General features: G+C 68.0%; 15 protein-coding genes. 8 read left to right on the forward strand and 7 right to left on the reverse strand.

Going from position 1 to position 14,016, the window contains the following annotated elements:
- From AC11WY_RS18135 to trmB, 4 genes are all read left to right on the forward strand, one after another.
- Positions 1–145: methionine adenosyltransferase domain-containing protein (locus tag AC11WY_RS18135; RefSeq protein ID WP_482928124.1), on the forward strand; the 145-nt coding region annotated here is incomplete at its 5' end.
- Entirely contained in the window at positions 145–606 is a 462-nt protein-coding gene (gene queF / locus AC11WY_RS18140) for a preQ(1) synthase (RefSeq protein ID WP_482928096.1), read from the forward strand. The genes AC11WY_RS18135 and queF, both read left to right, overlap by 1 nt.
- 120 nt (positions 607–726) lie before the next feature.
- Positions 727–1,599, forward strand: a complete 873-nt coding sequence (yghU, locus tag AC11WY_RS18145) for a glutathione-dependent disulfide-bond oxidoreductase (protein WP_482928098.1) — start codon at positions 727–729, stop codon at positions 1,597–1,599.
- Positions 1,600–1,837: 238 nt separating this feature from the next.
- Positions 1,838–2,533: a tRNA (guanine(46)-N(7))-methyltransferase TrmB gene (gene trmB, locus AC11WY_RS18150; RefSeq protein ID WP_482928100.1), complete on the forward strand. Its 696-nt coding sequence runs from the start codon at positions 1,838–1,840 to the stop codon at positions 2,531–2,533.
- Between the two features lie 3 nt (positions 2,534–2,536).
- Here trmB and AC11WY_RS18155 read toward each other — a convergent pair whose 3' ends face one another.
- Complete coding sequence (locus tag AC11WY_RS18155; protein ID WP_482928102.1) at positions 2,537–2,992, reverse strand: Lrp/AsnC family transcriptional regulator; 456 nt, start codon at positions 2,990–2,992, stop codon at positions 2,537–2,539.
- 135 nt (positions 2,993–3,127) lie between these two features.
- Here AC11WY_RS18155 and hppD point away from each other — a divergent pair, with 135 nt between their 5' ends.
- Positions 3,128–4,222: a 4-hydroxyphenylpyruvate dioxygenase gene (gene hppD, locus AC11WY_RS18160; protein ID WP_482928104.1), complete on the forward strand. Its 1,095-nt coding sequence runs from the start codon at positions 3,128–3,130 to the stop codon at positions 4,220–4,222.
- Here the strand turns inward: hppD and AC11WY_RS18165 are convergent, their stop codons facing one another.
- On the reverse strand, positions 4,223–7,039 hold the full coding sequence (locus tag AC11WY_RS18165; RefSeq protein ID WP_482928106.1) for a hypothetical protein: 2,817 nt from the start codon (positions 7,037–7,039) through the stop codon (positions 4,223–4,225).
- A gap of 157 nt (positions 7,040–7,196) precedes the next feature.
- Between AC11WY_RS18165 and AC11WY_RS18170 the strand changes: the two genes are divergently transcribed.
- Positions 7,197–7,895 (forward strand): SIMPL domain-containing protein, encoded by a 699-nt coding sequence (locus AC11WY_RS18170; protein ID WP_482928108.1) that lies wholly within the window; start codon positions 7,197–7,199, stop codon positions 7,893–7,895.
- Between the two features lie 39 nt (positions 7,896–7,934).
- Here the strand turns inward: AC11WY_RS18170 and AC11WY_RS18175 are convergent, their stop codons facing one another.
- Together AC11WY_RS18175 and AC11WY_RS18180 are read right to left on the reverse strand one after the other, a co-directional pair.
- On the reverse strand, positions 7,935–9,221 hold the full coding sequence (locus tag AC11WY_RS18175; RefSeq protein ID WP_482928110.1) for an O-acetylhomoserine aminocarboxypropyltransferase/cysteine synthase family protein: 1,287 nt from the start codon (positions 9,219–9,221) through the stop codon (positions 7,935–7,937).
- 163 nt (positions 9,222–9,384) lie between these two features.
- Positions 9,385–9,915, reverse strand: coding sequence for a DUF2239 family protein (locus tag AC11WY_RS18180; protein WP_482928112.1), 531 nt, complete (start codon positions 9,913–9,915; stop codon positions 9,385–9,387).
- A gap of 77 nt (positions 9,916–9,992) precedes the next feature.
- Here AC11WY_RS18180 and AC11WY_RS18185 point away from each other — a divergent pair, with 77 nt between their 5' ends.
- A complete protein-coding gene (locus AC11WY_RS18185; protein WP_482928114.1) occupies positions 9,993–10,331 on the forward strand; it encodes a GIY-YIG nuclease family protein in 339 nt (112 codons plus the stop codon).
- 4 nt (positions 10,332–10,335) lie between these two features.
- Here AC11WY_RS18185 and AC11WY_RS18190 read toward each other — a convergent pair whose 3' ends face one another.
- The gene (locus AC11WY_RS18190) at positions 10,336–11,328 is read right to left on the reverse strand and encodes a hypothetical protein (protein WP_482928116.1); all 993 of its coding nucleotides are present in this window, start codon (positions 11,326–11,328) and stop codon (positions 10,336–10,338) included.
- 290 nt (positions 11,329–11,618) lie between these two features.
- Positions 11,619–12,413 (reverse strand): dimethylarginine dimethylaminohydrolase family protein, encoded by a 795-nt coding sequence (locus AC11WY_RS18195; protein ID WP_482928118.1) that lies wholly within the window; start codon positions 12,411–12,413, stop codon positions 11,619–11,621.
- Between the two features lie 145 nt (positions 12,414–12,558).
- Between AC11WY_RS18195 and AC11WY_RS18200 the strand changes: the two genes are divergently transcribed.
- Positions 12,559–12,918 (forward strand): phasin family protein, encoded by a 360-nt coding sequence (locus AC11WY_RS18200; protein WP_482928120.1) that lies wholly within the window; start codon positions 12,559–12,561, stop codon positions 12,916–12,918.
- Between the two features lie 40 nt (positions 12,919–12,958).
- On the opposite strand, the gene AC11WY_RS18205 is transcribed toward AC11WY_RS18200, so the two are convergent.
- A complete protein-coding gene (locus tag AC11WY_RS18205) occupies positions 12,959–13,687 on the reverse strand; it encodes a hypothetical protein (protein ID WP_482928122.1) in 729 nt (242 codons plus the stop codon).
- Positions 13,688–14,016: the final 329 nt, after the last annotated feature.

Below are 14,016 nucleotides of genomic sequence, written 5' to 3' on the forward strand. Positions count from 1 at the left end.
CATCCGCACCCACCTGAACCTCAACCGCCCGATCTACGCCCGCACCTCGGCCTACGGCCACTTCGGCCGCCAGCCCGACGCCGACGGCGGCTTCTCGTGGGAGAAGACCGACCTGATCGAGGCGTTGAAGCAGGCGGTAAGGTGATGACCACCGATGTCTCGGGGCTGACGCAGCTTGGCCACGCCGTGGACGCGCCAACCAGCCCCGAGACGGCGGTGCTGGAGCGTGTGCCCTCGCCGCACCGGGGCACGCAGTACCTCGTGCGCTTCACCGCGCCCGAGTTCACCTCGCTCTGCCCGATGACCGGGCAGCCCGACTTCGCCCATATCGTGATCGACTACATCCCGCGCGACTGGCTGGTGGAGTCGAAGTCGCTGAAGCTCTACCTGACCAGCTTTCGCAACCACGGCGCCTTCCATGAAGATTGCTCGGTCGCCATCGCCAAGCGGCTGGTGGACCTGCTCGATCCCGAATGGCTGCGCCTCGGGGCCTACTGGTATCCGCGCGGCGGCATCCCGATCGACGTGTTCTGGCAGACCGGTGCGCCGCCCGAAGGCGTCTGGGTGCCCGATCAGGGCGTGGCCCCCTACCGCGGGCGCGGGTAAACATCGCGTGTCATCCCCGCACAAGCGGGGATCCCCCGCCGCTCTTTCCCCCGGCCTCCTTTCCGCGGACGGCGGCCCGCCCTACATGCGCCATGCAGCCGCAGCGAGACAGTGAGCGACATGACCGACACCCCCTATGCCCCCCCGAAAGTCTGGACCTGGAACAAGGAAAACGGCGGCGCCTTCGCCAGCATCAACCGCCCCATCGCCGGTGCGACGCATGACAAGGTGCTGCCGGTCGGCAAGCATCCCTTCCAGCTTTATTCGCAGGGCACGCCGAACGGCGTGAAGGTGACGATCCTGCTGGAGGAATTGCTGGCGGCGGGGCACGCGGGCGCCGAATATGACGCCTGGCTGATCCAGATCAGCAAGGGCGACCAGTTCGGCTCGGGCTTCGTCGCGGTCAACCCGAACTCCAAGATCCCGGCGATGATGGACCATTCGGTCACGCCCGCGGTGCGGCTGTTCGAATCCGGGTCGATGCTGCTCTACCTCGCGGAAAAGTTCGGGGCCTTCCTGCCCAAGAACGTGCACGGCCGCGCCGAATGCCTGAACTGGCTGTTCTGGCAGATGGGCAGCGCGCCCTACCTGGGCGGCGGTTTCGGCCATTTCTACGCCTATGCGCCGACGAAGATCGAATACGCCGTCGACCGCTTCGCGATGGAGGTGAAGCGCCAGCTTGACGTGCTGGACCGCAACCTGGCCGGGCGGCGCTATATGACCGGCGACGACTACACCATCGCCGACATCGCGATCTGGTCCTGGTACGGGCAACTGGCGCTGGGGCGGCAGTATGGCGCGGCGGAGTTCCTTGACGTGGAGAGCTATCGCAACGTCCAGCGCTGGGCGCAGGAGATCGACGCCCGCCCGGCGGTGCTGCGCGGCCGCATGGTCAACCGCACCCACGGCGAGCCCGCGCTGCAACTGCACGAACGCCATGACGCGGCGGATTTCGAGACGAAGACGCAGGACAAGCTGCTGGCGGCGGAGTAGCGCGCGGCGGCGAGCGCCGGGGGGCTCTGCCCCCCGGACCCCCCGGGATACTTGCGAACGGAAGAAAAGGGCGCCGGTTTCGGTGTCCGCGTCGGTGCGAAATCGGTGCAATGTCGGTGTGTTTTCGGTATGCCGTTTTTGCTTCCATCCCAAAGGCTTGCGCGGCCTCGACCCGGCGACGGGTTGACGACCGCGCGATGGCCGGGTATCCGCCGCCATCCTCACCGGACCGCGCCCCATGACCGACGACACCCCGCCCGACTGGCGCAACTTCTACGGCCGTCGCCACGGCAAGACCATGCGCGACAGCCAGAAGAGCTATCTGGCGGAAGACCTTGACGCGCTGGCCCCCAAGGGCGTTGCACGCGATGAAAACCCTGACCGGCATCCCCTTGATCCGGCGGTGATTTTCGGTGATGCGCGTCCGGTCTGGCTGGAGATCGGCTTCGGCGGCGGTGAACATATGGTGCACATGGCGGCGCGCTATCCCGGCATCGGGCTGATCGGCTGCGAGCCCTTCGTGAACGGTGTCGCAATGCTTCTGGGCAAGATCCGCCGCGCCGGAGTAACGAACTTGGCCGTGCATCCGGGCGATGTCCGCGACCTGTTCGACGTTTTGCCGCAAGCCTCGGTTTCCAGGGCCTTTCTGAACTATCCCGACCCCTGGCCCAAGCACCGCCACCACCGCCGCCGCTTCGTGACGCCGGAACATCTGGAACCGCTGGCACGGGTGCTGGCGCCGGGGGCCGAATTTCGGGTGGCGACCGATATTCCGGACTACGTCCGCCAGACCCGGCAGCAGGTGCCGCAGGCCGGGTTCGATCTGGTGACGGATGGGGCAACCGCTTGGGATGACTGGTTTTCCACCCGCTACGAGCAGAAGGCACTGCGCGAGGGGCGCAGCCCGCATTATCTGACCTTCCGGCGGCGCTGAACCTCAGGTCGGCAGCGGTGCGTCGGGTTTGAACTGATCCATCACGATCTGGCTTTGCACCCGCGCCACCGCGGGGTGGGCGAGCAGCACCTGGTGGATCAACCGGTTCAGCGCGGGCAGGTCGGCGCAGTAGACCCGCAGCAGGTAATCGGCCTCGCCGGTCAGGGTCCAGGCGCTGATAACCTCGGGGCGGGTGCCAATGAGCGACGCGAAGGACCGCGCCGCCTCGGGCGCGTGGCGGGCCATCTGGACCTGCACGAAGGCCTGCACCGTCAGCCCGGCCTTGGCCGGATCGACGCGGGCGGCATAGCCCAGGATGTAGCCCTCGGCCTCCAGCCGCTGACGCCGCCGCCCGGCCTGACTGGGCGAGAGGTTGAGGATTTCGCCCAAAGCCTCGGCGGTCAGGTGGGCGTTCTTCTGGACCTCGGCCAGCAGGCGGGAATCGATGGCGTCAAGCATTTGCGGGAATCTCGCATCACGGCGCCGGAAGGCGCGGAAATTCCGCGTAATGATAGCGGTTAATGCCGCAGAATGCGCGGAAAATGCGACAGCTCCAGCGTATCTTTGATCCATCCCGCGCACAGGAGAACGCCAATGGGCCCCTTCCCGCATCAGGCCCCCCGGGCCACAATCACCCCGCAGAACCCGGCCGCCACCGACGGATTCGAGTTCGTCGAGTTCGCCCACCCCGAGCCGCAGGTGCTGCGCGACCTTTTCGCCCGGATGGGCTTTGCCCTGACCGCCCGGCACAGGACCACGGCGGTGGAGCTTTGGCAGCAGGGCGACATCACCTATGTGCTGAACGCCGAACCGGGCAGCCATGCCACCGGATTTGTGGCCGAACACGGGCCCTGTGCGGCCTCGATGTGCTGGCGCGTGGCGGACGCCGCACATGCCTACCGGCACGCCATTGCCGGGGGGGCCACACCTTACGAGGGGCCGGGCCGCGTCTTCGACCTGCCTGCGATCGTCGGGATCGGGGGGAGCCTGCTCTACTTCACCGACCGCTACGGCGACGCGAACCCCTATGACGCCGAGGTCGACTGGATCGCCGCGCCGAAACCCGTCGGCGTGGGGTTCTACTACCTCGACCACCTGACCCACAACGTCCACAAGGGCAACATGGACACTTGGTTCCGGTTCTACGGCGACCTGTTCGGGTTCCGCCAAATCCGCTTTTTCGACATCGCGGGCAAGTTCACCGGCCTGCACTCCCGCGCGCTGACCAGTCCCTGCGGGCGCATCCGCATCCCGATCAACGAGGATCGGGGCGAGACCGGGCAGATCGTCGAATACCTGCGGCGCTACAACGGCGAGGGCATCCAGCACATCGCGGTGGGCACCGAGGATATCTATGGCGCGACCGACGCGATCGCCGCGCGCGGGCTGAAATTCATGCCCAAGCCGCCGATGTCGTATTACGCGCTTAGCAAGACCCGCGTGGTGGGACACGAGGAACCCATCGAGAAGCTGGCGAAGAACGGCATCCTGATTGATGGCGAAGGGGTCGTGGATGGCGCCGAGACGAAGATTCTGCTCCAGATCTTCTCGAAGACGGTGATCGGACCGATCTTCTTCGAGTTCATCCAGCGCAAGGGCGATGACGGTTTCGGCGAGGGCAATTTCCGCGCCCTGTTCGAGTCGATCGAGCAGGACCAGATCGACCGTGGCGTGCTGAAGGCAAGCTGATCAGCCGTTCGGCATCTTCAACTGCACATTCTGCCCGTTCTTGACGTAGTAGAGGCTATCCTCGCCGATGGCGGCAATGCGGCCGCCGTCGAGCGTGTCGCCGACCTGAACCCGCAAGACCTTGCCGCTTGGCAACCGCACCAATGCGCTGCGGTCGGAGGTGGTGCCGAACACGCCGATCAGGTTGATCCGGTTCAGGTTGAGCGCGCCATTGACGGTGGATTCCTTTGCCACCGAGGCGTTCCCGGGCAGACTCGGCATCGGCGATGAGACCGGTTCGGGCTCGGCATCGACGCTTGGGGCCGCCGGTTGCGCGGCCGTGGCCGGCCCGGCAGCGGCAAGGGCCGCCGCAACGCCGGTGCTTGTGCTCGCCTGCACCGCGTCCTGCCCCTTCGGCCGGTCGGCAGGGCGGGGCGAGGAGGCGACCGCCAGATCGCTGATTTCGGGCGCGGGGGCGCTGGTGCTTCCCGTGGTGTCAGGGGCGAAGGCGCCCGTCGTCGGGCGTGGCTTAGGCCGCACTGTCGCGCTGGCTGGCGCGAGGGGGGATCCGCTATCGGCGGCGGTGGCGTCGGTCGCCGGAGCCTCGGCGGCAAGTGCTTCGGGGCGGGGCTTCGGCTTGAACTTGGCCAGCGCCGGATCGGCGCCGGGTGGCGGTTCGGGCACCGGGCCAGCACCTGCCGCCGCCGCTTGGGCGGCCGGGGCCGCTTCGGCCACCGACGCGACTATCGCCGGGGCCAGCGGCGCGGGGGGCGCAATCGCCGCAATCGCCGCAGGCGCGGTGGGCACCGTCGCACCCGGCAGCGCAGCCACGCCGTTGCCCGGCGCACCGGCGGAGGCCGGGGCCGCCGGTGGCAGCGCGGGAATGACCGGCGCGGAGTCGGCGCCGGGGCCGGGCAACATCGCGGTGGTCGCAGGCGACAGGCGCGGATCGACCGAGGCGAGCGCAATGGCCCCGCCCGCGTCGGGCCGGGACGGAACACTCACCTCCGGTGTCGTCAGCAGCGTCATCGGCGCGGGGGCGGCGGTCGACGCGTCGGCGACCGGCGCATCGCTGCCTGCACCCGTCGCACCGATCGACGCGGCATCGGGCACCGCCATCGCCTTGTCCGCGACATCAGCCACCGCTTGCGGATTGGCGGAGGTATCGGGCTGGTCGGGCACCTTCGGCGCGGGGACGGCGGCCGTTGCGCCGGGCTGCGGTTCTGTGGTCGCCGCCGGTGCAACAGGCGTGGTCGCCGCGGTTTCGGTCGCGGCTGGCTTTGGCGGCGTCGCTTGCGACAGATAGAGCGACGACCAAAGCGCCACGGCGCCCAGCAGCGCGAGCAACAGCACCGTCAGGACCACGCCAAGGTAGCGCGGCGCGCGGCGGTCCTTGTTCTTGCGCCGTTCACCAAAGACCGTCATCGCCTCGGCTTCCGAGGCCGGGCGCGGCGGCAGCGGAATCGCACCCGGCTCGCCCGTCAGGGCGGCCTCGTCGGGGCGCGACAGGGTGCGGGGCAGGAACCGCGAGAGTTCGGGTTCCTGCCCGGGTTTGGCCTTGGCGGGCGGCTTGGCGGCAGGCTTCGTCGGCGCAAGAGTCGGGCGTCGGGCCGTGCGTCCGTTGGTGCCGCGGGCGTTCTGGGCGGCGAGCGCGGCGCGCACGGCATCAGGCATCGTGGCGGCCCGGACCGCGGCCGCAGCCGTGCCACCCGTCGGGGCGGCCATTGGCGGGGCCTTGGCGGCCGGGGCCTTGGTCGGCGGCGCCGTCATGTCGCGCGGCGGCGGCGAACCGATGCGCGGCGCAACCCGATCGGTCGACGGTTCCGTTGCATCAAGGGCCTGAGCGGTGCGGCGCGTCGAAAAGGTCGGGGTCGGACGGTCCTCGGCCGACGGGGCGGCTTCGGGCTTCTCGCGCTTTCCCTTCGGCGCGGCAGGCTCGGTGACCGGCTCGGCGGGTGCCTCGTCGTCGATCACGATCGGTTCGGTGACGCCGCCGCGCAGTTGCAGGGGCCCCCGCGCGGGTTCCGGTTCGGGGGGCGGCGCTGCCACCGGCGCGGGCATTGCTGCGGCGGGCACCACTGCTTGGGGGGCATCCGGCGGCTCGCTTGGGGCGGCCGGGGGCATCGCTTCGGCAATGGCTGCCGCGGCGGCGGGCGCTTCGGCTTCGACCGTCGTCACGTCATCCGGAACGGGCTCGACCGCTTCGGTGATCACCTCCGCGACCGGAAGCGACTCGGGTGCGGACGGCGTGACGACGGCCTGCACGGCCATGTCTTCCGGGCGCAGCGCCGCCGCGCGGCTGACGATGCGCACCGGATCCTGATCGCGCTCGACCTTGTCGCCGGCCAGCAGCACGGCGGCGCTTGGCGCGGGGCCGAAGAAGGGCTCGCCCGCGAACTGGCCATTGTCGGGGATCGCCACGAAGGACACCGGATTGAACCGATGTTCGGTGGCGAAATGTTCGGCCTCGTCCAGAGTTTCGCGCGCCACCACGGCAACTTGCACGCTGCTGCCGGTGCCGGACCAGTCGAACACGAGGTCCGACACCGCGTAGGGGGTCTGGCCCTCGAGTGCGGCGGCGATCTGGGCGCGACGCTTGGCGGCGCCGGGGCCGGGTGCATTGACGGTGGTGTAAAGCACTTGCGACGCGGGCAGGATCAGCTTGGTGGTGATCCCGCGCGTCTCAAGCCCAAGCGCCGTCGAGCGCAGGAAGGACATCGCCCCGCCAAGGTCGGGCGCGTCCAGCGCGACCTCGCCGACGACGCTCCACCCGCGGATCGTCCGGTGCAGAAGGCCGATCCCCTCATGGCTGAGGTTGAGTGCGAAACTTGGTTTCATTCCTAGGCTCTAGCACAGGAGCTTCGCGCAAGGGAGGGCCGCGCCGATGTTCGCGGATTTCTACAGCAGGAAATCGCCGAGGGAAAGGAAATCCCCCGCGATTGGCCTTGCCATAGGCGCGGCGCAGCCTGACTCTGGCGCAAACGGAGGGCTTTTCATGACGCGATTGACCGGAATTCTTCTCGCGGTTGCGCTGATTGCGCCGGGGGCACTGTGGGCCGAGCCGCCGACCCCCATGATCACCGTCTCGGGCGAGGGGCAGGTGAGCCGCGCGCCCGACATGGCGACGATCACACTGGCGGTTACCGCCGATGGTGCAACCGGGGCCGCGGCAATGGGGCAGGTCGCCACAGGGCTTGCCGGGGTGCTGGCGCGGCTGAAGGACGAGGGCATCGACGCGCGCGACATGCAAACTTCGGGGCTGGACCTGTCGCCGCGTTGGGATGAGCCGCCGCAGGGCTCGACCCGGCCGCCGAAGATCGTCGGCTTTGTCGCGTCAAGCACGGTCAGCGTGCGGGTGCGGGCGCTCGATCATCTGGGCACGGTGATCGACGGGGTGGTCAGCACCGGGGCCAACGGCTTTTCCGGGCTGTCCTTCGGGCTGGCCGACCCCGCCCCGGCGCAGGATGACGCGCGCAAGGCTGCGGTGGCCGACGCGATGCACAAGGCGCAGCTTTACGCGGTGGCGGCGGGGGTGAAACTGGGCCCGGTGATGGCGATCTCGGATCAGTCGGCCAGCGTCCGGCCTTACGCGATGGCGGCGCCGATGATGACGAAGTCGGCCCCGATGCCGGTCGCGCAGGGCGAGATCGACCTTGATGCCTCGGTCACGATGGTCTTCGCCATCGCGCCCTGAGGCGGAAAGGCCCCGGCTTTCGCCGGGGCAACCGTTGTATCAGGCAGTTGCCTTGGCCAGCGCCTGATCCAGATCGGCGATCAGGTCGTCGGCATCCTCGATTCCGATCGACAGGCGCACCACGTTGTCGCCCGCACCCGCCAGTGCCCGCGCCTCGGGCGACAGTTGCCGGTGGGTGGTCGAGGCCGAGTGGATCACCAGCGACCGGGTATCGCCGAGGTTCGCAACATGGCTGAACAGTTCCAGCCCGTTGACCAGCTTCACCGCGGCGTCATAACCGCCCTTTATCGCAAAAGTGAAAAGCGCACCGGCCCCGCGCGGGCAAATCCGCGCCACACGGTTGTAATAGGGCGAGGAGGGCAGGCCCGCGTAGGTGACGAAATCGACCCGCGGATCCTTCTCCAGCCAGGTCGCCACCTTGATGGCGTTGGCGACGTGCCGCTCCATCCGCAGGCTGAGCGTCTCGATCCCCATCAGGGTGTAGTGCGCGCCCTGCGGGTTCATCGTCATGCCAAGGTCGCGCAGGCCAACGGCGATGCCGTAGAAGGTGAAGGCCATCGCCCCCAGCGCCTCGTGGAACTTCAGCCCGTGATAGGCCGGTTCCGGCTCTGACAGCGCCGGGAACTTGCCCGAGGCCGACCAATCGAACTTGCCGGAATCGACCACCGCGCCACCGGTCACGGTGCCGTTGCCGGTCAGGTATTTCGTGGTCGAATGCACCACCAGCGTCGCGCCATGCTCGATCGGGCGGCAGAGCCAGGGCGTGGCCGAGGTGTTGTCGACGATCAGCGGCAGGCCCGCCTTGTTCGCCACCGCTGAAACCGCGTCCAGATCGGTGATGTAGCCGCCGGGGTTGGCGATGGATTCGCAGAAGATCGCGCGGGTGTCGTCGTCGATCGCGGCCTCCAGCGCCGCCAGATCGTCGAAGTCGACGAACTTCGCCGACCAGCCGAACTTGCGGATCGTGTTCGAGAATTGCTGCACCGTGCCGCCGTAGAGGCGGGTGGAGGCGATCACGTTGCGCCCCGGCGCCATCAGCGGAAACAGCGCCAGGATCTGCGCGGCATGACCCGAAGAACAACAAACGGCGCCCGCGCCGCCCTCCAGCGTTGCGATGCGTTCCGCCAGCACCGACACCGTGGGGTTGGTCAGGCGCGAGTAGATGTAGCCCACTTCCTGCAGGTTGAAGAGCGCGGCGGCGTGGTCGGCGTCGCGGAACACATAGGCCGTGGTCTGGTAGATCGGCGTCTGGCGCGCGCCGGTGGCCGGATCGGGCTTGGCGCCCGCATGAATCTGCTGCGTCTCGAAAGCGTAGGTTCTGGTCATCGCATCCTCCCTGGAGCTTTGGCGCGAGGTTAGGGGAAGGCGCTCGGGCGCACAACGGGGTGCGGTGGGAACACCCGTTCTGCCGTCACCGTGCGGCGTGGGACGGCTGCCCGCACGGGGGGCGGGGAACACCAGAATGTTCCGGGCGCCGATTCGCCCGGTCTCAGGCCGGATCCGGGAAGCCGAGCGCCCTGCCGGTAGCGCGGATGTTGTCGGGCCAGCCCCCGGTGTGGCGGTCGAACCCTGCGGCATCGCCCGCGAAGAGCGCGCGCATCGCCTCCTCATAGCCGCGCCGGTCACCGGCAAGATCGGTCAGGATGCGATAGGCGGCCTCGCGCCCCTGGCGTGCGCGGTCCGCGCCGTCCTGCACCCGTCGCGCGGTTTCGACCAGTCGGCGCAGCGCGGCCGAGGCGCCGCCGGGTTGGGTGGCGAGCCAGTCCCAATGCCGCGGCAGCAGCGTGACCTCGCGCGCGGTGACGCCCAGCCTAGGGCGGCCACGGGCGGGCGCCGCGGGCGTTTCGCGCAGATCGAGATCGACCGGGCGGCCGGTTTCGGCGTCGAAGACGGCCAGACGCGGACCCTGCGCGGGATCGGCGCGGGCGGCGAGGCGGGCGCGCAAGAGGTTGCACAGGGTGGCGGCATCGCCATCGCCGATGCGGCAGTCGCCTTCGAAGGCGATCAGGGGGCGGTCCATCGGGGTTCCACAGATTTGGTATTTATATCCGGGTTAAAATATGGCATCCCGGCGCCGGATGCAACCGGAGAGCCGCCATGATCGACCGCACCGCCCGCAAGGCGGCCACCGCTGCCTGGAAGGACCGCCCCGCCGATGCGGGTATCTACGCCTTTCGCGATACGCAGGGCGGCGGCGTCTGGGTCGGCGCCAGCCCGACGCTGGGCGCGATCGAGAACCGGTTGCGGTTCAGCCTGCGCTCGGGTGGCGCGACCGAACCCGCGTTGGCGGCGGCCTGGGCTGCAGCAACGGGCGCGGGATTCGTGTTCGACGTGCTGGAACGGCTCGACCCCGACCTGGTGCCGCTGGCACGGGCGGATGCGTTGAAGGCGCGCGCCGCCCACTGGCGGGCGGCCCTGGGCGCACGGGGGCTGTGAGCGTTCAGCGCGTCCAGAACCCCTCGCGCTTCAGGGTGTTGCGGATCACCTGTTCGCGGCGGGGCAGGTCGGCGCGGTCGAACAGGGCGCGCGCCTTGCGGCCGCGGTTCTGGTAGACCAGTGTCTTGACCGGCTCGTGATCGCGCAGGACGCGGCGTATCTCTTTGACCTCGCAAACTTTTTCCAGAACCTCCACGGCCCGGTCGCTGGCGCGGGCGTAAAGCAGCGGCAGCGCGCGGTAATGGCAGGTGATGCTGCCGTCCAGAAGGCCGTCGGGGATGGTGTGGCGACCGCCGCCGAAGGAATGGATCACCAGCGGCAGCGCCACCTGATCCAGCCAGGGGTCGAGCGACTGGCACACAAGCTCCTCTGGCCGGTCGTCGCGGATCGACAGCGCGTAGTCGAGAAAGCGGCGGCCGAAAGCGGCGGGGTCGCGGTGGAAGAACCAGCCCGCGTTGAAGTAAAGGTAGCGTCGCCAGTATTCGTCGGGCTGGCTCAGGTCCAGGGAGCTTTGATAATCAAGCGAAAACCGGTCGTAGAGCGATTTCCAGATGGCACCATAGCCGGGTCCGTAAAGCTCGATCTGCGGCCAGGTGCCTTCGCGCTGCATCGAGGCCGAGGGGCGGTCGAAGTCGAACGGCACATCGGCGAGTGGCCCGAGAAAGAGCGTATCGGTGTCGAAAAACACGAAGGGCTCGCCGGGGGGCAGGGCGGAAAGCGCCTCGATCTTGTTGCCGTAGGGATAGCTGTCGCCGAAAAACTGGTTGGTGAAGGGCAGGAAGGTTGCCCCAAGGTCGGTGAGAAGCCCGCGCACGGCCGGGTCGGCGATGCGCGGATCGCTGCGCCAGCGCGGGCCGGGTTGCGGCTCGGCGATGAACAGGCGGGCGGTCAGGCCGGGGTTGGTCTCGGCGAGGCTGGCGGCGAGGATCACCGCCTCGTACTGCAACCGCCCGGCTTGCGCGACGACGAGGATGTTGTAGGCCGGGGTGTCCGTCATGCCGTTGAAACGCCTTGAAAATACCGATACCGAAATCGCACCGAAACCACACCGATAATGCACCGACGTTTGCGGTATTTCCGTCGAGTATAGGCGAGGGGGACCGGGGGTGCAGCCCCGGCGGGCGGTGGCGCGGCGGGTGGCGCATTCGTGCAACAGGGGGGCTATTCCCGCGCCGGTGTCATGCCCGCGAAAGCGGGTATCTCCGGTCGGTGGGCGGGCGGGTTGCGCGGGTCGGGGGGAGATCCCCGCTTGCGCGGGGATGACAGCGGTGGCGAGGCGCCCGCGCCTTACCCCTTGGGCGTGAAGCGCAACGACAGGCAGGACATGCCGCCGTCGAGCTTGGCGCATTCGCTGTTGCCGATCTCGTGCAGGTCGTAGCCAAGCCCGCGCAGGCGTTCGGCGGTGCGGGGAAATCCGGCGGGCATCAGCACGAGATCGTTGAAGCGGATCGTGTTGGCGCAGGCGTCCTCGCCCTCGGCGGTGTGGATCACGCGGTAGCCCTTGAAGCAGCCCGAGGCGTCGAGTTTGGGGGTGGACAGGATCGTTTCGGCGTCGAGCAGCGAGCAGTCGGTCTTGAAGTGCAACACACCCGGCGGGGTGAAGACCTCGCGCACCGCGTAGCCCCAACGGGCGACGAGGCGGGTCAGTTCCTCGACCCCCTTGGCATCGGTGCGGGCCGAGCGGCCGACGAGAATCTCGCGCTCCGTGGTCAGGATGTCGCCGCCCTCGATGGTGCCGGGGCCCTTGATCTCGACCACTTCATCATAGAGCGCGCGCAGCGTCGGCGCCATCTGGGCGGCCTCGCCGAGGCGGCTGGGGGCGCCGGGGCGCATCACCACGGCGCCTTCGGGCAGGCAAAGCGCGGTATCCTCGACAAAGACCGAGTCGGGGAAGTCGGTCAGCGGCGACAGTTCGATCACCGTGGCGCCGGTGGAGCGCAGCGCGGCGATGTAGTCGGCGTGATGGCGGCTCATCAGGCCGAGGTCGGGCGTGCCGGTATCGACCGCACGCAGCCCGCGGGCGATGCTGGCCGCGGGGGCGCGGGCGATGGCGTGGGTGAAACGGTAGGAACGGTCGGTCATGGCGAGCCCCGGCTGAAGGTTGGTCGCGCTCTCCTATCCGCTTGGGGACCGTGCGTCGAGGGGGCGGCGTTTGCGCGAGGTCAAGGCGGGCGGCGGGCTGTCGTGGCATACTTAATGATATGTGAAAGTCAGGGGGATGCTGATCATGAAGACTCCGCAAACGAAAACGACGGGAACGACGACGGCGGCCGGGATCCCGGGGATGGATATGAACCGCGCGGGATTGGGCGCCGCGGCATGGATGAGCGCCGGGATGATGGAGACGCTGACCGCGCTGGGCAACGAGGTGATGGCCTTCGTGACCGCCCGGATCGCCGAGGACATGAAGACGCAGCACGCGTTGCTGACCTGCAAGGATATGGCTGAGGCGCAGCGCATTCAGGTCGAGTTCGTGAAAACGGCGCTGGAGCACTACACGGCGGAAACCGGGAAGCTGGTGCAGCTTGGCGCCGGGGTCATGACCTCGGCAATGCCGCAGCGCGCGAAGGACAACGACCCGGTCTGAGGTCGGACCGGAACGAGCGCGCAATTCCCGTGCGCGGGTGTCAGGAGTGCCCGCGGTGTTGACGGCGAAGGCTTCCCGCGCGCGCTCCGTGAGTGGCGGATTCCTGCGGTTGGCGATGGGCATCGTCATCCCGGGCATCCGGGCCGTGCGGCATGGGGTCAACCCGCAGAAAACGCAGGACTCTTGCGGCGGGCGGCGAGATCGGCGACGTGCGCGGGAGGATGGTGGAGGATTTTTTCTTCGTCGAACCGGTCTCTTGTGAACTCACGGAGATCACGTCATAACTGATTAGTTTCAGAGGCTTACGTCTGTTTCGGGACGGCCTGTAGAGCGACGGAGCCGGTATTCCCAAGATGATTTCCTGGTGTTCGACGGTCGCGACGCGCATCAGGATTGTCGTTTTGCGATATCCGATTGTCATTTGTCGGGAACGGATTGTCGTTTTGTGGGAAATCTTTCGAAATCTTTCCGAGAAACTGCAGTCCACATTGAATTTCTGCCCCTTGGTCTGCTCCGATTGGTCTTGCCGTCCGTTCGACTGCAATTTTGAGCTTTGACGCTGTCGTGATGCGGGCCACGGCCAGCGGTGAATACGACGCAGGCACGTCAATCGGAGAGTCGGGATGAGTCCTGTCAGCCGCCCCGGGTCCTTGGTGGCTTTGACGAGAGCGGCAACCATTGGGTTTACCGCAGTAGCCGAGGCTGCCGAACTGTCCGACTTCCCGACCGACGCCGAGACAGGCGGACCAAAGGTCAGCGTCCCGCTCATCGACACTTGCAGCGCGACGACCAGGATGCGAGGCGAGTTCTCATCCAGATCGTCGCGCTACAGCCACTTCAGGCTTCGTGCGTTTATTCAGCCGGAGGTGCGCTTTTCGTAACATTCGTTCGATCGCCTTGTGTGCGATGCCGCCAGGTCGGTGTATGCACCGGCCTTAAAGTCCAAGTGACCTAGTGTTCTCCACCTGACGGATGGTTCCCGTTGTCGTTCTGGTGTGCTATTCTCGCGGCATGAGACGCGATGGAATCTGCCTATACCTTGGCCCCGTTGAGCGTGAGCAGCTTGAAGCCCTGCTCACCGACCGAAATACGCCGCGC

Source organism: Solirhodobacter sp., from assembly GCF_964715405.1.